This is a genomic window from Nonomuraea sp. NPDC002799, from assembly GCF_053592075.1.
The window spans coordinates 27122-48734 of the sequence record NZ_JBSFVA010000029.1 but is presented as its reverse complement, the minus strand read 5'-3'; the positions used below and the strand labels follow the sequence as shown (position 1 = coordinate 48734).

The 21613-nt window shown below is 69.5% G+C and carries 24 protein-coding genes; 9 read left to right on the top strand and 15 right to left on the bottom strand.

Features of this window, described 5'->3' with window-relative positions; genetic code table 11:
* Nucleotides 1-12: 12 nt before the first annotated feature.
* Nucleotides 13-603: an RdgB/HAM1 family non-canonical purine NTP pyrophosphatase gene (rdgB, locus tag ACWD0F_RS37725; protein WP_449884933.1), complete on the bottom strand. Its 591-nt coding sequence runs from the start codon at nt 601-603 to the stop codon at nt 13-15.
* Nucleotides 600-1319 carry a ribonuclease PH gene (gene rph, locus ACWD0F_RS37720; RefSeq protein WP_449884931.1) on the bottom strand — a complete coding sequence of 240 codons (720 nt, stop codon included), beginning with the start codon at nt 1317-1319 and terminating at the stop codon, nt 600-602. The genes rdgB and rph overlap by 4 nt, the downstream gene beginning before the upstream one ends.
* A gap of 53 nt (nt 1320-1372) precedes the next feature.
* On the opposite strand from rph, the gene ACWD0F_RS37715 reads away from it, so the two are divergent.
* Nucleotides 1373-2626 (top strand): MFS transporter, encoded by a 1254-nt coding sequence (locus tag ACWD0F_RS37715; RefSeq protein WP_449884928.1) that lies wholly within the window; start codon nt 1373-1375, stop codon nt 2624-2626.
* Here the strand turns inward: ACWD0F_RS37715 and ACWD0F_RS37710 are convergent.
* The 3 genes from ACWD0F_RS37710 to ACWD0F_RS37700 form a co-directional block, all read right to left on the bottom strand.
* Nucleotides 2611-3363, bottom strand: a complete 753-nt coding sequence (locus ACWD0F_RS37710; RefSeq protein WP_449884925.1) for an MBL fold metallo-hydrolase — start codon at nt 3361-3363, stop codon at nt 2611-2613. The two genes, ACWD0F_RS37715 and ACWD0F_RS37710, sit on opposite strands and share 16 nt — an antisense overlap.
* Nucleotides 3360-4184 carry a glutamate racemase gene (murI, locus tag ACWD0F_RS37705; protein ID WP_449884922.1) on the bottom strand — a complete coding sequence of 275 codons (825 nt, stop codon included), beginning with the start codon at nt 4182-4184 and terminating at the stop codon, nt 3360-3362. The genes ACWD0F_RS37710 and murI overlap by 4 nt, the downstream gene beginning before the upstream one ends.
* Nucleotides 4185-4287: 103 nt before the next feature.
* On the bottom strand, nt 4288-5079 hold the full coding sequence (locus ACWD0F_RS37700; RefSeq protein WP_449884920.1) for a thioesterase family protein: 792 nt from the start codon (nt 5077-5079) through the stop codon (nt 4288-4290).
* Between the two features lie 110 nt (nt 5080-5189).
* Here ACWD0F_RS37700 and ACWD0F_RS37695 point away from each other — a divergent pair, with 110 nt between their 5' ends.
* Nucleotides 5190-5516, top strand: coding sequence for a hypothetical protein (locus ACWD0F_RS37695; RefSeq protein ID WP_449884917.1), 327 nt, complete (start codon nt 5190-5192; stop codon nt 5514-5516).
* Nucleotides 5517-5642: 126 nt separating this feature from the next.
* Nucleotides 5643-7514, top strand: coding sequence for a DUF3352 domain-containing protein (locus ACWD0F_RS37690; protein WP_449885137.1), 1872 nt, complete (start codon nt 5643-5645; stop codon nt 7512-7514).
* Between the two features lie 121 nt (nt 7515-7635).
* On the opposite strand, the gene ACWD0F_RS37685 is transcribed toward ACWD0F_RS37690, so the two are convergent.
* The 5 genes from ACWD0F_RS37685 to clpS all read right to left on the bottom strand — a co-directional run bounded on the left by ACWD0F_RS37685 (nt 7636) and on the right by clpS (nt 10290).
* Nucleotides 7636-8583, bottom strand: coding sequence for a PLP-dependent cysteine synthase family protein (locus ACWD0F_RS37685; RefSeq protein WP_449884914.1), 948 nt, complete (start codon nt 8581-8583; stop codon nt 7636-7638).
* A gap of 1 nt (nt 8584) precedes the next feature.
* Nucleotides 8585-8857, bottom strand: a complete 273-nt coding sequence (locus tag ACWD0F_RS37680; RefSeq protein ID WP_449884912.1) for a MoaD/ThiS family protein — start codon at nt 8855-8857, stop codon at nt 8585-8587.
* 169 nt (nt 8858-9026) lie between these two features.
* A complete protein-coding gene (locus tag ACWD0F_RS37675; RefSeq protein WP_449884909.1) occupies nt 9027-9428 on the bottom strand; it encodes a Mov34/MPN/PAD-1 family protein in 402 nt (133 codons plus the stop codon).
* Between the two features lie 9 nt (nt 9429-9437).
* On the bottom strand, nt 9438-9959 hold the full coding sequence (locus tag ACWD0F_RS37670) for a DUF2017 domain-containing protein (protein WP_449884906.1): 522 nt from the start codon (nt 9957-9959) through the stop codon (nt 9438-9440).
* Nucleotides 9960-9996: 37 nt separating this feature from the next.
* Nucleotides 9997-10290 carry an ATP-dependent Clp protease adapter ClpS gene (clpS, locus tag ACWD0F_RS37665; protein WP_449884903.1) on the bottom strand — a complete coding sequence of 98 codons (294 nt, stop codon included), beginning with the start codon at nt 10288-10290 and terminating at the stop codon, nt 9997-9999.
* 46 nt (nt 10291-10336) lie between these two features.
* Between clpS and ACWD0F_RS37660 the strand changes: the two genes are divergently transcribed.
* The 3 genes from ACWD0F_RS37660 (at nt 10337) to ACWD0F_RS37650 (ending at nt 12860) form a co-directional block, all read left to right on the top strand.
* A complete protein-coding gene (locus ACWD0F_RS37660; RefSeq protein WP_449884901.1) occupies nt 10337-11620 on the top strand; it encodes a nicotinate phosphoribosyltransferase in 1284 nt (427 codons plus the stop codon).
* 15 nt (nt 11621-11635) lie between these two features.
* Nucleotides 11636-12205, top strand: a complete 570-nt coding sequence (locus ACWD0F_RS37655) for a nicotinamidase (protein ID WP_449884898.1) — start codon at nt 11636-11638, stop codon at nt 12203-12205.
* A 118-nt stretch (nt 12206-12323) separates the two neighbouring features.
* Nucleotides 12324-12860, top strand: coding sequence for a hypothetical protein (locus tag ACWD0F_RS37650; RefSeq protein ID WP_449884896.1), 537 nt, complete (start codon nt 12324-12326; stop codon nt 12858-12860).
* Nucleotides 12861-12903: 43 nt separating this feature from the next.
* Here ACWD0F_RS37650 and ACWD0F_RS37645 read toward each other — a convergent pair whose 3' ends face one another.
* A complete protein-coding gene (locus ACWD0F_RS37645) occupies nt 12904-13281 on the bottom strand; it encodes an STAS domain-containing protein (RefSeq protein ID WP_449884893.1) in 378 nt (125 codons plus the stop codon).
* Between the two features lie 199 nt (nt 13282-13480).
* Nucleotides 13481-13621, bottom strand: a complete 141-nt coding sequence (locus ACWD0F_RS37640) for a hypothetical protein (RefSeq protein ID WP_449884890.1) — start codon at nt 13619-13621, stop codon at nt 13481-13483.
* A gap of 519 nt (nt 13622-14140) precedes the next feature.
* Between ACWD0F_RS37640 and ACWD0F_RS37635 the strand changes: the two genes are divergently transcribed.
* From ACWD0F_RS37635 to ACWD0F_RS37625, 3 genes are read left to right on the top strand one after another with little or no spacing between them, the layout of a single operon-like run.
* A complete protein-coding gene (locus tag ACWD0F_RS37635) occupies nt 14141-15241 on the top strand; it encodes a helix-turn-helix domain-containing protein (protein ID WP_449884887.1) in 1101 nt (366 codons plus the stop codon).
* The gene (locus ACWD0F_RS37630; protein WP_449884885.1) at nt 15241-16407 is read left to right on the top strand and encodes a hypothetical protein; all 1167 of its coding nucleotides are present in this window, start codon (nt 15241-15243) and stop codon (nt 16405-16407) included. Before ACWD0F_RS37635 ends, ACWD0F_RS37630 begins: the two co-directional genes overlap by 1 nt.
* On the top strand, nt 16404-16961 hold the full coding sequence (locus ACWD0F_RS37625) for a GNAT family N-acetyltransferase (RefSeq protein WP_449884882.1): 558 nt from the start codon (nt 16404-16406) through the stop codon (nt 16959-16961). The genes ACWD0F_RS37630 and ACWD0F_RS37625 overlap by 4 nt, the downstream gene beginning before the upstream one ends.
* Nucleotides 16962-17045: 84 nt before the next feature.
* Here ACWD0F_RS37625 and ACWD0F_RS37620 read toward each other — a convergent pair whose 3' ends face one another.
* From ACWD0F_RS37620 to ACWD0F_RS37610, 3 genes are all read right to left on the bottom strand, one after another.
* Entirely contained in the window at nt 17046-18794 is a 1749-nt protein-coding gene (locus ACWD0F_RS37620) for a DEAD/DEAH box helicase (RefSeq protein ID WP_449884880.1), read from the bottom strand.
* Nucleotides 18795-18918: 124 nt separating this feature from the next.
* Complete coding sequence (locus ACWD0F_RS37615; RefSeq protein ID WP_449884877.1) at nt 18919-19437, bottom strand: hypothetical protein; 519 nt, start codon at nt 19435-19437, stop codon at nt 18919-18921.
* 790 nt (nt 19438-20227) lie between these two features.
* Nucleotides 20228-21613 carry an MFS transporter gene (locus tag ACWD0F_RS37610; RefSeq protein WP_449884874.1) on the bottom strand — a complete coding sequence of 462 codons (1386 nt, stop codon included), beginning with the start codon at nt 21611-21613 and terminating at the stop codon, nt 20228-20230.

Below are 21613 nucleotides of genomic sequence, written 5' to 3'. Positions count from 1 at the left end.
CTTACGCGACGATTACGCGCTCAGCAGATCGCGCACGATCGGCGCCAGCGCGCGGAAGGCGCGGCCCCGATGGCTGATGGCGTCCTTCTCCTCCGGCGCCAGCTCCGCCGTGGTGCGCTCCTCGCCGTCGGGCACCAGGATCGGGTCGTAGCCGAAGCCGCCGGACCCCCGCGGCTTGGTCACCAGGTGACCCGGCAACGTGCCCTCGACCACGCGGTGCTCCCCCGACGGGAGCGCCAGCGCGGCGGCGCAGGCGAAGTGGGCGCTCAGCTTGCCGGCGGGCACGTCGGAGATCTGCGCGAGCAGCAGCGCGAGGTTGGCCTCGTCGTCGCCGTGCCGCCCCGCCCAGCGGGCGGAGAAGACGCCCGGCATGCCGTTGAGCACGTCGACGCAGAGGCCGGAGTCGTCGGCCACCGCGGGCAGGCCGGAGCCCTGCGCGACGGCATGCGCCTTGATCAGGGCGTTTTCCTCGAAGGTGACGCCGGTCTCGGCGATTTCGCCGATCGAGGGGAACTCTTCGAGCCCCACGATGTCGAACCCGCTCAGTATGCGGCGCAGCTCAGCGATCTTGCCCGGGTTGCGGGTCGCCAGCACGATCCTCACGACGCCAGTGCCTCCTGCTGGATCAGGGTGAGCTCCTCGCAGCCGGCCACGGCCAGGTCGAGGAGCTGGTCGAGCACCGCCCGGTCGAACGGCGCGCCCTCGGCGGTGCCCTGCACCTCGACGAAGCTGCCCTCGCCGGTCATCACGACGTTCATGTCGGTCTCGGCGGCGACGTCCTCGGTGTAGCAGAGGTCGAGCGTGGGCACCGAGCCGACCACTCCGACGGAGACGGCGGCGACGGAGCCGATGAGCGGGTCGCCCGGGCACATCCGGCGCTCCCGCATCCAGGCGACCGCGTCGGCCAGCGCGACATAGGCGCCGGTGATGGCGGCGGTCCTCGTGCCGCCGTCGGCCTGCAGCACGTCGCAGTCGAGCAGGATGGAGTTTTCGCCCAGCGCCTTGTAGTCGACGCAGGCACGCAGCGAACGCCCGATCAGCCGGGAGATCTCATGGGTCCTGCCGCCGATCTTGCCGCGGACCGACTCGCGATCGTTGCGGGTGTTGGTCGCCCGCGGCAACATCGCGTATTCGCCCGTGACCCAGCCCTGTCCGCTGCCTCTGCGCCAGCGCGGCACGCTGTCCTGGACCGTCGCGGCGCACAACACCCGGGTGCCACCGAATTCGACCAGCACCGAGCCTTCGGCATGAGTCAGCCACTGTCTCGTGATGGTGACGGGTCGAAGCTGGTCAGGGGTGCGGCCATCCTGTCGGGACATGCAGATCACCCTATCTCCGAGCCACCATGCTCTTGACCAAACGCGTCTGACACATGGATCCTTACGCAATGACAACGGGGGTGTTGCGAAACCCTGACTTCCTCCGGTTCCTCAGTTCGCACGTCGCGAACGAAGTTGGGGCGAATATCTCTCGGGTGGCGCTCCCGCTGGTGGCCGTGGTGGTCCTGCACGCAGGACCGGCGGAGGTCGGCCTGCTCGCGGCGCTGCAGAGGGTCGCGTTCCTGGTGATCGGCCTGCCCGCGGGGGTGTGGGTCGACAGGATGCCCAAGCGACGCGTGATGGTGGTCTCGGATCTGGCCAGGTTCGTGCTGCTCGGCAGCATTCCGGTGGCGGCGGCGCTGGGCGGGTTGTCGATCGCCATGATGGCCGTGGTCGCGCTGCTGGCGGGCGCGGCCGAGGTCTTCAACGACGTGGCCGACCAGACGTACCTGCCTGAGCTGGTCAGCACCACCCAGCTCGCCGACAGCAACTCCAAGCTGGAGGTGGTGCGCTCAGGCGCGTTCATGGCGGGCCCGGGCCTGGGCGGCGCGCTGGTGCAGTGGCTGACGGCGCCGCTCACCCTGGGCGCCACCGCGCTGGGCGCGCTCGCCTCGGTGCTCTTCCTGAGCTCCATCAAGGCGCCCGACAAGCCGCCCGCGGTCACCGAGCCCACCCCGCTGCTGCGGGGCATCAAGGAGGGCCTGGCCTACGTCTGGCGGGACCGGCTGATGCGCATGCTCGTGGCCACCACCACCTCCGTCAACCTGTGCATCAGCGCGGTGCTCGGCCTGTCGGTGTTGTTCCTCGTCGACGAGGTCAAGCTGGCGCCCGGCGCCGTCGGCCTGCTGCTCATGTCGGGCGGGATCGGCGGCATCGTCGGCGGCCTGTCCGGCGGCTGGCTCTCCAGCCGGCTGGGCACGGCCAGGATGACCTGGCTGGCCGTCACCGTGGGCTCGCCGTTCGGCCTGCTGCTGCCGCTGACAGAGGCCGACTGGCGGATGGTGTGCTTCGCGATCACCTCGATGGCGCTCTCGTGGAGCGCGGCGCTGGCGACCGTGGGCCAGGCCACCTACCGGCAGACCGTCACCCCTGAGCACATGCTCGGGCGGGTCAACGCGTCGGTGCGGTTCATGGTCTGGGGCATCATGCCGCTGGGCGCGCTGCTCGGCGGGCTCGTCGCCCAGCAGATCGGCGTGCGGCAGGCTCTGTGGGTGTTCATGACGGGCCGGCTGCTGGCGTTCCTGCCGTTGTTGTTCTCGCCGCTGCCGCGCATGCGCGACTTCACCGAGGCTCAGGCCAGGTCGTAGACGGCGCCGCTGCGGGCCAGCTCGACGGGTCCGTCGAAGCCGCCTCGGGCAGCCTCTTCGAGCACGGTGGCCTGGTCGTTCCAGGGGACGAGGTGGGTGAGCACGAGCTGGCCGACCCCGGCCTCGGCGGCGTGCGCGGCGGCCTGGGCGCCGGTGAGGTGGAGGTCGGGAGGCAGGTCGGGGCCCTCGACGAAGGACGCCTCGCACAGCAGCAGGTCCGCGCCCGCGGCGAGCTTCACCAGCTCGGCCGACTCGCCGGTGTCGCCGGAGTAGGCCACGCACCGGCCGCCGCCGGCGACGCGGAAGCCGTAGGTCTCCACGGGGTGGTTGACCAGGCCCGCCGTGACGGTGAAGGGGCCAATCTCGTACGAGCCGGGCGCCAGGGCCACGAAGTCGAACGCGGTCTCCAGGCCCGGCTCGTCCGGCATGCCGTACGCGGCCCGCAACCGGCGGGGCGCGTCGGCCGGCGCGTAGACGGGCACGACGGGGTAGGGAGCGTCCGGCCCGTAGGTGCGGGCCACGTGATAGCCGCACAGATCCAGGCAGTGATCGGCGTGCAGGTGGGTCAGGCAGATGGCGTCCACGTCGTAGAGGCCGATGTGGCGCTGGAGCGCGCCGAGCGCCCCGCTGCCGAGGTCGAGCAGCATCCTGAACCCGTCGGCTTCGAGAAGGTAGCAGGACGCGGGACTGTCGGGCCCCGGGTAGCTCCCCGAGCATCCGACGATGGTCACCTTCATGTGGGCCTCCCGTTAAAGGTAGTACCCCCCACTGGTGCGACTTCGACCACGTCGATCTCCGGGCCCAGGAATCGCCGGCCGAGCCGGGCGAAGAGCAGGGAGTCGCCGGTGGCGCGGAAGCGGTGCCGGGGGGTGGCGTCGCTCGCGGCCGCCAGATCGCGGTCGTGCAGGATCCGGTAGACGTCCTTGGCCGTCTCTTCGGCGCTGGAGACCAGCGTGACCCCGTCACCGGCGACGTAGGAGATCGCGCCGGTGAGCAGCGGGTAGTGGGTGCAGCCGAGGATGAGCGTGTCGCACCCGGCGGCCCTGATGGGCTCCAGGTAGCCGCGCACGACCTCGATGAGCTCGTCGCTCATCGTCTCTCCTCGTTCGACGTACTCCACCAGGCGTGGGGCGGCCACGCCGGTGAGCTGCACGTCGGGGGCGGCGGTGAAGGCGTCGTGATAGGCCATCGAGTCGATGGTGGCCCTCGTGGCGATGACACCGACCTTGCCGGTGCGGGTGGCGCGCACCGCGCGCCTGGTGGCGGGCTGGATCACCTCGACGACCGGCACGTCGTAGCGCTCGCGGGCGTCGCGCAGCACGGCGGAGCTGGCGCTGTTGCACGCGATCACGAGCATCTTGACGTCCTGCTCGACGAGGTGGTCCATCACCTCCAGGGCATAGGCGCGGAGCTCCGCGATGGTTCTCGGCCCATACGGCTGACGGGCCGTGTCAGCCACGTAAGTGATCGATTCATGGGGCAACTGGTCGATGATCGCTCGGGCGACCGTCAAGCCGCCGACCCCGCTGTCGAAGATCCCAATACTCGTGTCCGGCACGCATAGAAGGGTAGGCGACCTGCACGATCAACACTGCGTAAGAATGCTCACAGGTGCGGCGCGTGAGCATGATGCGGTGTTGTCTTCGTCACATCGGAGCCGGTCAGCCCCTCCCGACCCGGGCGAGTTGCCGCGACTGGGCGACCAGCCGGCCCGCGGAGTCGCGGACCTCGACCTCCTCGTCGAACCAGCCGTCGGAGACGAGCCGGCCGCTGCCGAGCAGCGTGAGCCAGCCGGGCGCGGGCAGCGCGCGCAGGTGCCAGGTGAGGTCCACGGTCGGCGCCCAGCCGCGGCCGCCGGCGGAGAACACGACGGGCGGCAGCGCGTCCACGGCCAGCGCCAGCACGTACGGGTCGGCGTCCTGGGGCTCGGCCATCCTGAAGTACGCCCGCGCCTCCGGCCGGCCGGTGGGCGCGCCCTTCAGCCAGCCGATCGTGGGCGGGTCGAAGCGCAGCTCCATCTGGGCATTGAGCGTCATGCCGGAGTCGGGCTTGGGATCGGGGAGTTTGACGCAGTCTTCAAGAGCCGGCATAACGTACGCCGATTTTTCAGCATAAATAGGCTCGGACCCGCTCAGCGTGGCCGTCGTGATCAGGCTCTCGATCTGCGCCACGCCTTCCTGCACCAGCGTGGCCCTGGCGAACGCGGCCGTCCTGCCCGCCTTGAGCGGCTCGATCCTGACCTGTGCGGGCCCGGCGACCGGGGCCCGCAGGAACTGCGAGGTCGTGCTCACCGGATGCTCGAACGGCGAGGCGTCCACCGCCGCCCGCAGGATCACGGCCATCAGGTAGCCGCCGTTGAGCGGGCCGCCGATCGCGTATCCGGGGTCGAGACACACGTCATAGGTGCTCTCGTCGACCCTGATCGCCTGCGTCGCCTCGTCGAACTTGGTCATCCGCGCCTGCCTCAATCTGGAACTATATTCTAGTACGCCGCATACTCTACGGCATCCGACTATCAGCGCGCCTACCTGCGAAAACGTGATTCGACTGGGAAAGTTCGATCATGGCAAGTGTCACCGAACTCATCGGTCAGTCCGTTTGGGACTCCAATGGGGTGTGGGTCGGCCATGTCGTCGACATCCGCGTCGTCAAGCACAAGGGCGAGCTCAAGCAGAGCCACACCGTCTACGGCCTCGTCGTGTCGGGCCGGCGCGCTCCGCTCCTGCTCGGTCTCACGCGCGACCGTCATGGCCGCGCGGCCTGGTTCAGCAGGACGCTGGCCCGCCTGGTGTACGCGGGATGCACGTTCGTGCCGTGGGCGGCCGTCGCGGACTACGGCGGCGGCGAGGTGCACATTGCCACGCTCAGGAAAGAGCTGAACCGCGTCTGACTCCTGGACCCGAAGTCAGGTGTCCGATTCAGGGGATCTGATTCCGACTTCAGTACATTGCAAGCGCCCATCTAGCAACATCAGCTACCTTCTCTGTGGTCATAAATCCACATTGTGAGTTGAGTGATGTCTGCGAATAATCCCCCATACGGCCAGGATCCTGACCGGACGACGGCGTACAACTGGAGTCAGGGGCAGCAGCCGGAGAACCCGCCCACGACACCGCACCCGGCTCAGCCGTACCCGCCGCAGCAGCCTTACCAGCAGCAACCGCCGGCGTACGGACAGCAGGGGTCCCACGGCCAGCAGCCCTACGGCCAGCAGCCGGCGTACGGGCAGCAGCCCTCCTACGGGCAGGGCGCGCCTCAGGGCCAGCAGCAAGGTTGGCAGCAGGAGCAACTCCAGCAGGGCTGGCAGCAGGGCCAACCGCAACAGCAGGGCTGGCAGCAGGAGCAGCAGCAGCCGGGTTGGCAGGGGCAGCAGGGCAACTGGCAGCAGGACCAGTACGCCCAGGGCAACTGGCAGCAGCAGGGACCCGAGGGCTTCGGCCCCGCCGAGCCCGCCAAGAAGAGCCGCAAGACCTGGATCATCGCCGGCGCCGCGGCACTCGCGGTGATTCTCTTCGGCGGCGGCGCGGTGTGGGCCGTGGGCGCCATCGGCGGCGGCGGCACGCAGCCGGACGCGGTCCTGCCGGCCGACTCGATCGCCTACGCCCGGCTCGACCTGGACCCGGCGGCGAACCAGAAGCTGGCGCTCTTCCAGCTGGCCAGGAAGTTCACGGTCACCAAGGACACGTTCTCCGGTGAGGACCCGCGCAAGGCGCTGTTCGACACGATCAACGACGCTGACTCCGACTCCAAGGTCGACTTCGCCAAGGACGTCGACCCCTGGCTGGGCAGCAGGATCGGCTTCGCCGCCGTGCCCTCCGGCAAGGAGACGCCCGACTTCGCGGTGGCCGTGCAGGTCAAGGACGAGGCGCTGGCCAAGGCCGGCATCGCCAAGCTGATGGACGGCGACAAGTACGGCATCGCCTTCCGCGACGACTACGCGCTCCTCTCCTCCACCCAGCAACTCGCCGACAAGTACGCCAAGGCCGAGGGCAGTCTGGCCGACAACTCCGAGTTCAGCGACGACATGGGCGCGGTCGGCGAGCAGGGCGTGTTGTCTTTCTGGGCCGACATGGGCGGCCTGCTCTCCCTGGCCAAGTCCCAGGTCCCGGCCGACCAGGCCGCGACCCTCGACAAGGTCAAGGACGCCAGGTTCGCCGGCGCGCTGCGCTTCGACAGCGCCTACGTCGAGCTCGCGGGCACCGTGCGCGGCGCCAGCGGCATGTTGCCGCAGGGTGACCTGCCCGTCGCCGACCTGGGCACCCTGCCCGCCGGCACGGCTGGGGCCCTGTCGGTCTCCGGTCTCGACCAGGCGGTCACCAAGCAGTGGGCCGAGATCGAGAAGCAGGCCACGTCGACGGGCTCCGCGGAGATCACGCAGCTCATCGAGCAGGCCAAGACCAAGTTCGGCCTGAGCCTGCCCGCCGACCTGGCCACGGTCCTGGGCAAGAACTTCACCCTCGCGGTGGACAGTGACGGCCTGGACGGCGACACGATCCAGGCCGGCGTGCGCATCGCCACCGATCCGGCCAAGGCCCAGGCGATCGTGGACAAGGTGCAGCAGGCGATGACGCAGAGCGGCCAGCCCGCGCCGAAGATCGCCAAGGTCTCCGGTGACGGCGTCTTCACCGTGGCGACCACGGACGAGTACGCCAAGAAGCTGGCGGCCGAGGGCACGCTCGGCGAGTCGGAGACGTTCCAGACCGCGATCGCCGACGCCGGCGAGGCGAACTACGCGCTCTTCGTGGACCTGGACAAGGTCGAGAACCTCTACCTCGCGTCCATGCAGGGCGACGACAAGGCGAACCTGCAGGCGCTGCGGGCGGTCGGGCTGAGCGGCAAGCAGTCCGACACCGAGGCGTCGTTCTCGCTGCGGCTCCTGTTCAACTAGGCACAGCGTTACGGGAGCTCGCTGCGGCTCCTGCTCAACCAGGCACAGACAGGAGAAGGGCGGCCGATCCGGCCGCCCTTCTCCTCTGCCGTGTGGCCGGCCGCCCTTTTTCGCTGCCGGGTCAGGCCCAGAGCTGGCCTTCGAGGCGCTCTTCCGCCTCTTCCAGGGTGCCCTCGTAGGCACCCGTGGACAGGTATTTCCAGCCGCCGTCGGCCACCACGAACACGACGTCGGCACGCTCGCCCGCCTTGACGGCCTTCTGGGCCACGCCGAGCGCCGCGTGCAGCGCCGCCCCGGTCGAGACCCCGGCGAAGATGCCCTCCGAGGCGAGCAGCTCGCGGGTGCGGCGCAGCGCGTCGGCCGAGCCGACCGAGAAGCGGGTGGTCAGCACGGACTCGTCGTAGAGCTCGGGGATGAAGCCCTCGTCCACGTTGCGCAGGCCGTAGACCAGCTCGCCGTAGCGCGGCTCGGCCGCGACGATCTGCACGCCGGGCACCCGCTCGCGCAGGAACCGCCCGACCCCCATCAGTGTCCCCGTCGTGCCGAGCCCGGCGACGAAGTGGGTGATGGCGGGCAGGTCCTCCAGGATCTCCGGGCCGGTGCTCTCGTAGTGGGAGCGCCAGTTGGCCGGGTTGCCGTACTGGTAGAGCATCACCCAGTCCGGGTTCTGCGCCGACAGCTCCTTGGCCACGCGCACGGCCTCGTTGGAGCCGCCGGCGGCGGGCGAGGAGATGATCCGCGCGCCCCACATGCGCAGGAGCTGGCGGCGCTCCTCCGAGGTGTTCTCCGGCATCACGCAGATCAGCTTGTAGCCCTTGAGCCGGGCCGACATGGCCAGCGAGATGCCGGTGTTGCCGCTGGTGGGCTCCAGGATCGTGCAGCCGGGCGTCAGCAGGCCGTCTTTCTCGGCCTGCTCGATCATCCACAGCGCGGGCCGGTCCTTGATGGAGCCGGTCGGATTGCGGTCTTCGAGCTTGGCCCAGATCCGCACGTCGTCGGCGGGCGACAATCTCGGCAGCCCGACGAGCGGCGTGCGGCCGACCGAGTCGATCAGCGAGTCGAACCGCATGTCATCCGCCGGCGACGGCGGGGAGCACGGTCACCGTGTCGCCGTCGGACACAGGGGTGCCGAGGCCGCCCAGGAAGCGCACGTCCTCGTCGTTGAGATAGACGTTGACGAAGCGGCGCAGGGCGCCCTGGTCGATCAGGCGGTCCTTGATGCCGGGGTGGCTGGACTCCAGATCGCTGATCAGCTCGTCGAGGGTGGCGCCCTCGGCGGACACGGCCTTCTCGCCGCCGGTGTATGTGCGCAGGATGGTCGGAATGCGAACCTCGATGGCCATCGCGGTCAGTCTCCTCAGGTCAGGTCGTCGTCCCATCGGCAGCAACACCGATGGCTGGATGTGGATTCCGCCGGGCCACGGAACGGGCCGCAGCGGATCTCTCACGGACAGTCGTAGACGACGACAGCCGGAGTATGCGCAAAGAGAAAGCTCTGCACGGTCCGGACCATCATGGAAGGAATCTTACCTCTTCCTCCGTGACAACCCCGTCGAGGATCCGGTAGGAGCGGAACTCCGCCTGGTCCTCGTCTCTCGTGGAGACCAGGACGTAGTGGGCCTCGGGCTCGGAGGCGTAGGAGACGTCGGTGCGCGAAGGGTAGGCCTCGGTGGCCGTGTGGGAGTGGTAGATCACCACCGGCTCCTCGTCGCGGTCGTCCATCTCCCGCCAGACGCGTAGTTGCTCCAGCGAGTCGAAGCGGTAGAAGGTCGGGGAACGTTCGGCGTTCTCCATCGGGACGAACCGCTCGGGCACGCCGCTGCGGCCCGCGATGACGCCGCACGCCTCGTCGGGATGATCGGCCCGGGCGTGCGCGACGATCTGGTCCACGAGTTCCTGCGAGATCGACAACATGCCCGGAAATTACCAGAGGGCGCGGACGAGGCTGTCCTGGAGGTAGGTGAGCCAGTCGTAGGTGACGAAGGCCGGGTAGCGGGGGTCGTCCTCCGACATCACGGCGATCTCGTCGTGGATCTCCTCGGTCACGTCGAGCTTGGTGCCGAGCGTGAGGCGGATGTCGTTGAGCGCGCGCAACCACGACTGGGCCTGCTCGGGTGTCAGCTCGGCCCCGCCCGACCTGGCGGTGTCGAGCACGGCCTGCGCGTCGGCCCGCTTTCCCTCCCGCAGCGTGGCCTCGGTGTAGCGGCGGAACTCGGCCGAGTCCTTCTCGTCCTCGTACGCCGAGGGGAACAGCCGGGCCAGCACCGGGTCCGACGGCTTCTCGGCCGCCCCGATGCCGAGGGCCCGCTCCAGCGGGTCGTCGCTGACGGTCCCCGGCGACACCAGGCCGAGCATCATGGAGACCAGGGAACGCAGCAGCGAGACCTCCGCCGCCTCGAACTCCGCGACGACGCCGTTCTTGCCCCTGGAGAATCCCGAACTCACCCGATCTGCCTCACTGTTCGCACGAAACCCGCATGCCTCACTTGATCGAATCCGACTGGATCGTCGCCCACAGGCCGTAGGAGTGGAGGATCTGCGCATCGCGCTCCATCTCTTCACGGGTGCCGCTGGACACGACGGCCCGGCCCTTGTGGTGGACGTCCATCATGAGTTTCTCCGACTTCTCCTTCGTGTAGCCGAAGACCGTTTGGAAGACATAGGTCACGTAGGACATCAGGTTGACCGGGTCGTTCCAGACGATGGTCACCCACGGCAGATCGGGCCGGACGTCCGATGACGGACGCTCAACGGCGATTGGAGCGGTGCTACCCACATCCCCGAGTCTGCCCTATCTGAGCCGTAGTCTTCGAGTCGTGACAATGACCATGAGCACTGCGTTGCTCACAGATCACTATGAGCTGACGATGTTGCAGGCCGCCCTGCGCAGCGGCGCGGCGCATCGGCGCGCGGTTTTCGAGGTGTTCGCCAGGCACCTGCCTGGTGGGCGGCGCTATGGGGTCGTCGCCGGGGCGGGACGTGTCCTGGACGAGCTGGAACACTTCCGCTTCGGTGATGAAGAACTCTCTTATCTGCGCGAGCGCGAGATCGTGGACGAGGCCACTCTGACGTTTCTCGCCAGCTACCGGTTCTCCGGCAACATCTGCGGCTACCGCGAGGGCGACCTGTATTTCCCCGCCTCCCCGATCATGGTCGTGGAGGGCACGTTCGCGGAGGCCGTGCTGCTGGAGACCCTCATCCTGTCGATTCTCAACCATGACTGCGCGATCGCCTCGGCCGCCTCCCGCATGAGCAACGCCGCCGGCAAACGGCCGCTCATCGAGATGGGCTCACGGCGTACGCACGAGGCCGCGGCGGTGGCCGCCGCCCGCGCCGCGTACATCTCCGGCTTCTCCTCCACCTCCAACCTGATGGCCGGGCACCGGTACGGGGTGCCCACGGCCGGTACGGCGGCGCACGCGTTCACGCTGCTGCACGACTCGGAGCGGGCGGCTTTCGAGGCGCAGATCGCCACGCTCGGCCCCGAGACGACGCTGCTGGTGGACACCTACGACGTGGCCGAGGCCGTGCGCACGGCCGTCGAGCTGGCCGGGCCCAAGCTGGGCTCGGTCCGCATCGACTCGGGCGACCTGGCCGCGGCGGCGCAGGAGGTCCGGGAGCAGCTCGACTCCCTGGGCGCCTTCAACACCCGCATCCTGGTCACCTCCGACCTCGACGAGTACGCCATCGCCGCGCTCGCCGCCGCCCCCGTGGACGGCTACGGCGTGGGCACCTCCCTGGTGACCGGTTCGGGCGTGCCCACGGCGGCACTGGTGTACAAGCTGGTGGCGCGGGAGACGGCCACGGGCGAGCTGGAGGCCGTGGCCAAGCGCTCGGTCGGCAAGCCGTCGCGCGGGGGCCGCAAGCACGCCTACCGGCTGCTCGACGCGTCCGGGCACGTCGACACCGAGCTGATCACCACCGGCGGGCTCGCCCCCGAGGGCGGCGTGCCGCTGCTGCACGAGATGGTGCGCGACGGCGAGATCGTCGGCCGGGAGCCCCTGCGGGAGGCCCGCCTGCGCCACGCGGAGGCCCTCGCCACGCTCCCTCAGGAGGCGCTCCACCTGGGCAGAGGGTACGCCGCGGTCCCCACGGAGTTCTCCTGACGTATCGTGCTTCCTATGGGGACCGCGTTGATCATCGTCGATGTGCAGAACGACTTCTGCGAAGGTGGCAGCCTGCCCGTGGCCGGCGGCTCGGACGTGGCGGCGGCGATCACCCGCCACGTCGCCGAGCACGGCTATGACCACGTGGTGGCGACCCGCGACTACCACATCTCGCCCGGCGAGCACTTCTCCGGTACCCCCGACTACGTCGACAACTGGCCCGCCCACTGCGTGGCCGGCACGCCGGGCGCCGACTTCCATCCGTCATTCGACGTCTCGGAGGTCGAGGAGGTGTTCAGCAAGGGGGCCTACTCGGCGGCGTACAGCGGCTTCGAGGGCCTGTCCGGAGACGGGGCGCCGCTGGCGGAGTGGCTCAGGGAGCGCGGGGTGCGCGAGGTCGACGTGGTCGGCATCGCCACCGACCACTGCGTGCGCGCCACGGCGCTGGACGCGGTGAAACACGGGCTCGCGGTGCGGGTGCTGCTCGACCTCACCGCGGGGGTGACGGCGGCCACCTCGCAGGCGGCCATGGCGGAGTTGTCGGACGCGGGCGTGATCCTGCGCGGAGCGCCCGCCGCAGGATGATCGCGGAGCGTACACGATAGGCAACGCTCCGGTCATGTGATACTCAAGAGGACGAACCCTCTCCGAAACTGCATTAACACGGTGAGTGACACATCTTCGTCCTCGTGGAGGTCGCCTCATGCTGGCCCTCTCTCTCGGTGCGGCCTGGCTCCTCCTCGCTCCCCTCAGCCTGTGGTTGCTCATCAGGGGGACCACCGGCGAACGCGTGGGCGCGATCATGACGCTGGTGCTGCTGGAGGGCGGCACGATCGCCATGACCGCCGCCATCCCCGTGCCCGTCCCCCACCCGCCGGCGGTGGCGCGGCCGGCCGCCGCGCCGCCGTCCTGCGACACCCGGGCTCCGGCGCCGTTGTCCGCCGAGGTCGGCAAGGCACGTGACGCGCTGGTGCTGAGCTGGCCGGCCGGACCGCGGGAGTGCGCCAGCGCCGACGTCGTCGTCCACGACAAGGGGGACAAGCTGCTGGTGTGGGTGTACGAGGGGCCGCGTGCCGGAAAGCACCGGGCCGTCTTCACGCTGCACCACAGGGAGGCGGTCACGCTTCCGGTGCACGTCAGGGGCCGGACGGCCGTGCTGCGGGTGCCGCTGGGCGACAAATCTGGCTTTATCCCGATTGATGGGCGTACGGGGCGGCGAATCCCCGATCCGACGCCGTAAGCCGACTTATGCCGCCAGGTGGCCGCATGACCGGGCCGGCGGTCTAGGGATGGGTCACCACCAGTCGCAGGGCGTCGTCGAGCCGGGCGAACACCTCGAACGCGTGCCGCAGCCCCGTGATCGACAACACCCTGGCCATCACCCCCTGCACTCCACCCAGCAGCAGCCGGGTGCCCCTGGCCTCGCAGCGCTGCATGACGCTGATGAGCTCGTTCATCCCCACCGAGTCGCAGAACGTGACCTGGCCCAGATCAACGATCAGAAAGGGCTTGGGAGGAAGGTCCCAGATGTGCAGCATGTGATCCCGCAACACCGGCACCGCGTTGACGTCTAGCTCACCCTCAAGCCTGATGATGATGGCGTTTCGAGAGAGGCCGGAGGCTACACCGAGCGTCGATTTTCCGGTGGCCTCAGACGACATGGGCAACGTCCTTCTGCGAATCCCGAGCCAAGCCAAGTGTGGTTGTTGCCGCTTCCTGCGAGCTTCTAACAGGAGGCCACTGCTCTGTGGCCAAACACACAGAGTCACGCACCGTAATCCCTTCGGGATCGGGATCGGGATCGGGGTCCCGGGTCACGCGCGCGACGCCGGCGAGTGGCGCGCCGCGCGCGATGGAGCTTCAAACCGTACTGAAGGTGATCAGGTAGGCGGCGGCCAGGACGGCGAGCACCGCGAGGAGGACGCCGGTGCCGCCGACCGCCATGATGCCGCGCCTGCGCCGGACCATGGCGCGGGTCGCCGCCACCGCCGCCGTGATCATGGTGGCGAGGATGAGAAGGGTCAGATTCCTAGTGTCGAAGGAAGGGGGCATTGCCCCTGAGAGGTGGAGGACTAGAGTTGTCATAAAGTTTTTCCCTGGTACGGAGACACGCTGTTCCGGAGACCTTCGGTGCCGAGCCGCCGCCGTTCACCGGCCCCGCCAGGAGGCGCCCGCGGTGCGGCCGTACGGGCTGCCCGGCCCGCCGCCGCCGTCGTTGTCATCGCGGTGCGATCACCTGCAATATATTTCGCGAAAGTTCTTCGCTATTCATGGTGATTATCGGACCGACGTGCAACAGAAGACAAGCGCGGGCGATCCGTCCGCGCGCATTCACGTGAAACTGCGGATTCAATGGCCCACTCCCCCCTTTTCACTAGATCCGGGCTCAATTCCGTTGAACTTCAGCGGCATTCACTTAACCGGACCGACAGGCGTGCCCGGCTGCGCACCGCGTCTCCCTCGACTTCGATGCCCAGGGGATGTTTACTGAAGATTTGAAGTACAGGTGATAGGGGCTCGATGGTGGAAGACGATCTTCCGCGGGCACTGGCGCGCCGGCTGCGTGATCTTCGGGAGAATCACTGGCCGGACCTGAGAATCACCCAGGCGCAACTACACGAGGCCTTGGGAGTCAGCGTTCCGCTGATCTCCTCATGGGAGTCGGTACGCGGCACGCCGAAGATCCCGCCCCAGCACCGCCTCGAAAAGTACGCGGCCTTCTTCGCCACCAAGAGGTCGGCGGCCAACGGCGCGACCCGCGTGCCGGAGCTGGCCGAGCTGACCCATGAGGAGCTCAGGCGACACCGGGCGCTGCTGGACGAGCTGACCCGGCTGCGCCAGGCCGCCCTGCGCTCCCTGGCCGGCGGAGCCGCCGTCAGCGGCCGTCCGGCCCCGGCGCAGGAGGGCGCGTTCCTGGACCCCTGGCGGTTCGCCGACGGCGAGCCGATCACGATCCTCTGCTCCCAGGTCCCGCCGGAGGAGCGTGATCAGATCCCCTACGCCTCGCCGCTCAAACCCGACTACATCGAGCTCTACAAATACTCCGACCTGGACTCACTCTTCGAGCTGTACGGCCAGCTCAGAGCCGTGAACCCGCGCAGCAGGGTCACCGTGAGCGCCGCGGCGGACCTGCGCTCGGACGACCTCACGACGCACCTGGTGCTGCTGGGCGGGGTCGACTACAACCAGATCACCGCCTCCATGCTGGAGCGGATCGAGTTGCCCGTGCGCCAGGTGGCCGACTGGACCAGCGACAAGGGGCCCTATTTCGAAGTCGCCGAAGGCGGTGACACCACCAGGCACCATCCCCTCACCCGCGGCTCGGGCGACCAGCTCCAGCTCCTGGCCGACATCGGCTTCTTCTACCGCGGCATCAATCCCGACAATGTCGAGCGCACCTTGACCATCTGCAATGGCATGTACGCCAGAGGCGTGTACGGCACGGTACGGGCGCTGACGGACCAGCGTTTCCGGCACCGCAACGCGGCCTACCTGCGTGCCCGCTTCGGCACCGCGGCGTCCTACAGCATCCTCACCTGGGTCAGGATGCAGGGCCCGATCGTCATCACACCGGACTGGACCCTCGGCTCACTCCGGTTGCACGAATGGTCGGAGGCTTGATGGTGACCGAGACACAACGGGAAAGAACCGACCATCACCACGGCTCGCACCGGCATCTGGTCGACACGTACGGATCGGACCACACGCCCGCGGCGCCGACGGTCGTGGACGCGATCCTGGTGCCCACGATCCGGCATCCCCGCTGGCTCAAGCATGCCGCCCGGCTGGCGTACACGCTGCGTTGCCCCCTCGTCTCCCTGCACAGCCGCAGGTGGAACCACGCCCAGCTCGCCGCCATCCTGATGCCGCGGGACCTGCGCTTCCTCGCACTCGACATCGGCGACGTGGACCGCCTGAACCTGCCCGCCTTCGAGACCTCCGCCCTGCTGAAGGGCACGCCCTTCGACCGGGCGACCGACCTCAGCATGAAGCGGAACACGGGGCTGCTCCTCGCCCGCGCGATGGGCTGGCAGCGGGTGATCTTCCTGGACGACGACATCGAGGTCGGCGGCCATGGCGAGGTGGCCCAGGCGGCGGCGTTGCTCGACTCCTACGACACGGTCGGCATGCGCATCGGCGGCTACCCCGACAACTCGGTGGTGTGCCACGCGCACCGGCTGACCCAGGGCCGGCAGGACTCGTTCGTGGGCGGCGGCGCGCTGGCGGTCGCGGCGACCCGCGAGCCCGCCTTCTTCCCCAACATCTACAACGACGACTGGTTCTACCTGCTCAGCGAGACCGCGCTGCGCCGCCTCGCGGTGACCGGAATGGTGCGGCAGCGGGCGTACGATCCTTTTGATCGGCCTATTCGCGCCCGTGACCAGGAATTGGGCGACGTGCTCGCCGAAGGCATCTACTGGTTGCTTGACGAGGCGCTCGGCTGGAAATCCGCAACCGATCCCGGCCATTGGCGACACTTTTTATCGCGCCGCCGGGCTTTCATCGAAGACATTCTCTTGCGGGTCCGCCGGCTGCCACTCGGCTCGACGCCCGACCCCCACGCGATGGAGCAATCGCTGATGGCCGCTCTGGGCCGGCTCAGCCGGATAGAGCCGGAATTCTGCGTCACCTATCTGAAGGCCTGGACAGAGGACAGCCGTCGCTGGGCCGATCATCTCGCGCTGACTCCGCAGTTTCTTTCTGATACGGTGTCCGCCATAAATTGGCTGGTCAAGGACGGCGCATCGCCATTGCGCTCGTGGAGCTCAAAGGAGAGCCCACTTTGATTCGCACTACCGCCGGCGCGATTTCGCCGTCCACGGAGACGGTCGACATCCGCCAGGTCGCGCCCGACGAGTTTCCCGCCGTCGTCCGGTCCCTCGGGCAGGAGACCTATTTCACCGACCGGCTGGCCCTGCAGGACGCCGGGCACGGCTTCCTCCTCGTCGCCTGGGAGCGCGAGGTGCCGCTGGGCGACGTGTACGTGTGGCTCGCCCCGGCCGAGGAGCCCGAACTGCGCGCGCACCTCGAAGGCGTCGCCCTGCTGACCCATCTGGAAGTCGTGCCCTGGCGGCGCAACGAGCTCATCGGCACCCAGCTGCTGCGCGGCGCCGAGCAACGGCTGCACCGGGAGGGGCACCCGCGGGTCGCCCTCGGGGTCGGCCTGGACAACCAGGACGCCCAGCGGCTGTACCGGCGCTGCGGCTATACAGAATGGCGGCACGGAGTGATCACCACCACGGAGACGGTCTACTCCCCGGACGGCGGCTATGAGCACCGCCCGGAGAAGTGCCGGATCATGGTCCGCGAGCTGCACCACGATCCCCCAACGCCCGCCTAGCGGCGCTGCGTCGCCCCGCGCCCGCGCCCGCGCGACCCTCTGCCGCCCAGCGACCTCGTGCCCGCCCAGCGACCGCGTGCCCGCCTAGCGGCGCTGGGTCGCCCAGCGGCGGATGGTGGCGATCCGCTCCTGGATCTGCTCCGCCGTCGCCTGGGCGATCGGCGGCCCGCCGCACGAGCGGCGCAGGTCGGAGTGGATGACACCGTGGGGCTGGCCGGTGCGATGGTTCCAGGCGCCGACGAGACCGTTGAGCTCGCGTCGCAGCTCCGCGATCTGCTCGTGCGGCGCCAGCCGCTCCTGCGGCTCCTCCGCCTGCTTGCGCTTGGCGGCCTGCTGGTCGGACTGCCGCTTACGCAGCAGCGTCGCCACCTGATCGGGCTCCAGCAGCCCCGGCAGACCGAGGAAGTCCTCCTCCTCGGCCGAGCCGATCTCCGCGCCCGTGCCGAACTCGCCGCCGTCGAACAGCACCCGGTCGAACGTGGCCGACGTCTCCATCGTCTCGAACGGGAGCTCGTCGCCGAGGACGTCGGGACTGTCCTTCTGCCGGTTGGCCTGCTCCAGCAGGCTGTCGTCGAGACCGTCCTCCGGAGGCTTCCTGTTGAGCACGTGGTCGCGCTCCACCTCCATCTCGTTGGCCAGCCCCATGAGGGTGGGCACCGAGGGGAGGAACACCGAGGCGGTCTCGCCACGCTTGCGGGCCCGCACGAAACGGCCCACGGCCTGGGCGAAGAAGAGCGGGGTGGAGATGGAGGTGGCGTAGACGCCCACGCACAGGCGCGGGATGTCGACGCCCTCGGACACCATGCGCACCGCGACCAGCCAGCGCTCCTCCGAGAGCCCGAACTGCTTGATCTTCTTGGACGCGCCGGGGTCGTCGGACAGGACCACGGTGGCGCCCTCGCCGGTGATGCTGCGCAGGTGGCGGGCATAGGCGCGGGCGGTCTCGTGGTCGGTGGCGATGACCAGGCCGGCCGCGTCGGGGACGCCGCGGCGCACCTCGGTGAGACGGCGGTCGGCGGCCTGCATGACCTGGCGGATCCAGTCGCCCTTGGGGTCGAGCGCGGCCCGCCACGCCTGCGAGAGCTGGTCCTTGGTCAGCGGCGTGCCCAGCGTCGCGGCGATCTCGTCGCCCGCGCGGGTGCGCCACTTCATCTCCCCGGAGTAGGCCAGGAAGATGACGGGACGCACGACGCCGTCGTCGAGAGCGGGGCCGTAGCCGTAGGAGTAGTCGGCGACGCTGCGCTTGAAGCCCTCAGCGTCCTCCTCGTAGCCGACGAACGGGATCGGGTTGTCGTCAGACCTGAACGGCGTCCCGGTGAGCTGGAGCCGCCGTGTGGCGGGCTCGAACGCCTCGCTCACGCCGTCGCCCCACGACTTGGCGTCGCCCGCGTGGTGGATCTCGTCGAAGATGACCAGGGTCCTGCGCGCCTCCGTGCGCGCCCTGTGCAGGGCCGGGTGCATGGCGACCTGCGCGTACGTCACCGCGACCCCGATGTAGTCGCTTGACGTCGTGCCCTGGCTGTTCTTGAACTCCGGGTCGATGCCGATGCCGACCTTCGCGGCGGCGTCGGCCCACTGGCGCTTGAGGTGCTCGGTGGGCGTGACGATGGTGATCGCCCTGATCACACCGTTGGCGATCAGCTCACTGGCGATGCGCAGGGCATAGGTCGTCTTGCCCGCGCCCGGGGTCGCCACGGTGAGGAAGTCACGCGGCTCACGCCTGAAGTAGAGGTCGAACGCGTCCTGCTGCCAGGCGCGGAGCTTGGGGGCGGTGCCCCACGCGGCGCGATCCGGATAGGACGGCGAAAGGTGGGACGCGGCGAACGTGCTCACCGCATCACCTCTGGGGTTCGTGTGCTTCGCTCTCTCACAGTGACCCAAGAGTAATCGGGCCTACCGACAAGACGTGCCGTGAGCCATGGATTCTGGTCAAGGTCTTCTCCACGTGCTATGCGGCTTATCGCACACTCGTCATCACCGCGTCGAGCTCCACCCTGCGGCTGTTCTCCTCAGGTTGGAGCAGCCCGACGAGCATGACGACCCGGCCGCCGCGCGTGAGCAGCATCACTCGCAGGAACGCGGGCCGGTTCGCCACATCCCGATATTCCGCCCTCAGCGCACGGGTGTGGCCCCCGGGTAGCGACTTGTCCTCCAGGATGGTCACGCGATCTCCCTGGAGCAGGAGCCGGGAGTACAGCTCCGCCGCCTCCGCCGTGGCCTTCTTGGCGTCCGCCACCGGCGCCTGCACCGGCCTGGCCATCATGAGCGCCCCGGCCCCGTTCCTGATGACCGAGGTGAACCCGGTCACCGGCGGCACCGGCGCCTGCCGCCAGCCCTGTGGCAACGACGCCGTCACCCCGGCGAACGCGTCGCTCAGCCGCCCCGTCTCCCGCGGTGGCTCCGTGAGCCGCGGCACCACCGCGATGCCCCCCGCCACCAGCCCGGTCACCGCCGCCAGGCCCACCAGCGCCGCCACCCAGAGCCGCCACGTCCGGCCCCGCCAGGTCCGGCCCCGCCCGCGCGGTTTCGGGTTCGCCGGAGAGCCGTGCAGCCGCGCCGACGGCGGCAGCGCGTCCCAGGAGGGCGGCTGCTCCCGCGTGCGCTCGGGGCCGCGCGCCGCGACCCTGCGGATCCGCGGATTCCACGGCGCCTCGGGCGCCGGATCCAGCGACTCGGGCGCACCCGACCGTCCCCGGTCGCGAGTGGAGGAACGTTCCCAGTCAAAATCGGTCGGACCATCCCAGAAACCACCCGAAGCGCCACTCGGATCAGAACCGGCCGAACGACCCCGATCAGAACCAGGCGGGCGACCCTGATCAGAGCCGGGCGGGCGACCCCGGTCAGAACCAGGCGGGCGGTCCGGGTACGGACCCGGCGGGCGGTCCGGGGGCGGACCCGGCGAGGGGTCCGGGGCGGAGCGAGGTGTGCGACTCCGGTCAGAGCCGGGTGTCCGGTCCGAGTAGGGGCCCGGGTAGGGGTCGCGGGTGGAGCGAGGGGGGCGGCCCGCGTCGGGATCGGGCGGGCGGTCGCGTACCGGCTCCAGAGGCCGGCTCGACGGACCCGCGCGCTCCTCGGCGGGACCGGTGTCCCGCGTCTGCCGGGCGGGGCCGCGGCGGTGCCGCGGGTCGGGCTGGGGTTGCTGCGGCGGCGGGTGCGGCGGCCAGACACGGTGATCGTCCTCCATGGCACCTCCTTGTCCGCTGTCCTATCACTCCTGGCCACGAGGGTCAGGCGAACCGTGATCGCCGTGACGGGAGTGACGGAATTCAGCGGGTGCGCCCGGCGAGCACGGTCGCGCCCAGCCCGATGACGGCCATGACGCAGGAGATGACGACGAATCCGGTGGCGATCTCCGCGGCGGCGTGGCCGATCACGTTGATCAGCGCCCCGCCGATCCCGATCGCCAGCGCGGAGCCGAGCATGTCCGTGACGGACAGCGCCGCCGAGTTGGCGCCCTGCTCGTTCAGCGGAGACTGCTTGAGCGCCGTGATGCTGACCGTGGTCATGCCGTAGCCCATCCCGTACCCGGCCAGGACCCACGCGGGCGCCGCGATCCACCCGCTCATCCCGGGCAGGACGGACAGCAGGGAGATCAGGATGGCGACCGTGACACATCCGGCGCCCAGCCGGATCCTCTTGTGCGCCTCCCCCGCCCGTCTGCTCTGCAGGTACGATCCGGCGGACCAGCCCAGGGCACCGGTCGTCAATGCGATGCCCGCGTCACGCGCGTCGAAGAACCGCACCTCCTGCAGCGCCAGGGGGATGAAGGAGTTGACCCCGAAGAACGCGGCCGAGAACAGCCCGCGCATCATCACGGTCGTCGGCAGCCCTCGCCCGAAGCGCAGCGCGCCGGGCGGCAGGAGCCGGTACAGGCCGGACACGAGCAACACCAGCCCCGCCACCGTCTCGACGGCTCCGGAGACGGCGTGCAGGTGCAGCCGGTCCACCCCGTGCAGCAACATCCCGGCCCCGCCCGCCGTGGCGGTGGCGGCCAGCGTCATCGCCACCGGCCTGGAACGGGGCCCGCTGCCCGGCGCGTGCTCGGCGCCCGATCCCATCCGCAGCGCGGGCACCAGCATCACCAGCGCGGGCACGACCAGCGGGATGATGCCGAAGAAGACGTACCGCCAGCCGAACTGCGTGCCCACGAAGCCGGCCACGGCCGGGCCGACCATCGCGGGCACCACCCAGGCGGCGGAGACGGCCGCGAACGCCTTGGGCCGCGCGTCCGCCGGATAGACGCGGGCGATCATCACATACAGCGCGACGATGGACGCTCCCGCGCCCAGCCCCTGTACGGCCCGCGCCAGCAGGAACAACAGCGGGGAGCCGGCCGCCCCGGCCAGCGCCATCCCGGCCACGAACAGCACCACCCCGGTCAGGAACGCCAGCGGGTAACCCCGCCGGTCCGACCAGAGCCCGGCCACGACGTTCGCGAACAGGCTGGCGATGAGGAAGGCGGAGAAGCTGAGCCCGTAGAGGTCGAGTGCGTCGAGCTCCTTGGCCACGTCGGGCATGACGACGCTGACGGACATCCCCTCGAAGGCGATCAGGGTGACCACCAGCAGGATGCCGACGGTGGCGGTGCGGTATTCGGGGCCGAGGATCCTGGAGGGTTGGTGGGGAGTGTCGAGTGCCTTCGGTGCTGTCAC

Bases quoted from the DNA above. Each gene is read 5' to 3' on its own strand.
- ACWD0F_RS37660 (WP_449884901.1), top strand. From the start codon at position 10,337: ATGACCATGAGCACTGCGTTGCTCACAGATCACTATGAGCTGACGATG.
- ACWD0F_RS37650 (WP_449884896.1), top strand. From the start codon at position 12,324: ATGCTGGCCCTCTCTCTCGGTGCGGCCTGGCTCCTCCTCGCTCCCCTC.
- ACWD0F_RS37630 (WP_449884885.1), top strand. From the start codon at position 15,241: ATGGTGACCGAGACACAACGGGAAAGAACCGACCATCACCACGGCTCG.
- ACWD0F_RS37635 (WP_449884887.1), top strand. From the start codon at position 14,141: ATGGTGGAAGACGATCTTCCGCGGGCACTGGCGCGCCGGCTGCGTGAT.
- ACWD0F_RS37655 (WP_449884898.1), top strand. From the start codon at position 11,636: ATGGGGACCGCGTTGATCATCGTCGATGTGCAGAACGACTTCTGCGAA.
- ACWD0F_RS37645 (WP_449884893.1), bottom strand. From the start codon at position 13,281: ATGTCGTCTGAGGCCACCGGAAAATCGACGCTCGGTGTAGCCTCCGGC.
- rph (WP_449884931.1), bottom strand. From the start codon at position 1,319: ATGTCCCGACAGGATGGCCGCACCCCTGACCAGCTTCGACCCGTCACC.
- ACWD0F_RS37695 (WP_449884917.1), top strand. From the start codon at position 5,190: ATGGCAAGTGTCACCGAACTCATCGGTCAGTCCGTTTGGGACTCCAAT.
- ACWD0F_RS37675 (WP_449884909.1), bottom strand. From the start codon at position 9,428: ATGTTGTCGATCTCGCAGGAACTCGTGGACCAGATCGTCGCGCACGCC.
- ACWD0F_RS37640 (WP_449884890.1), bottom strand. From the start codon at position 13,621: ATGATCACGGCGGCGGTGGCGGCGACCCGCGCCATGGTCCGGCGCAGG.
- ACWD0F_RS37700 (WP_449884920.1), bottom strand. From the start codon at position 5,079: ATGACCAAGTTCGACGAGGCGACGCAGGCGATCAGGGTCGACGAGAGC.
- ACWD0F_RS37685 (WP_449884914.1), bottom strand. From the start codon at position 8,583: ATGCGGTTCGACTCGCTGATCGACTCGGTCGGCCGCACGCCGCTCGTC.
- ACWD0F_RS37690 (WP_449885137.1), top strand. From the start codon at position 5,643: ATGTCTGCGAATAATCCCCCATACGGCCAGGATCCTGACCGGACGACG.
- ACWD0F_RS37710 (WP_449884925.1), bottom strand. From the start codon at position 3,363: ATGAAGGTGACCATCGTCGGATGCTCGGGGAGCTACCCGGGGCCCGAC.
- ACWD0F_RS37680 (WP_449884912.1), bottom strand. From the start codon at position 8,857: ATGGCCATCGAGGTTCGCATTCCGACCATCCTGCGCACATACACCGGC.
- ACWD0F_RS37715 (WP_449884928.1), top strand. From the start codon at position 1,373: ATGGATCCTTACGCAATGACAACGGGGGTGTTGCGAAACCCTGACTTC.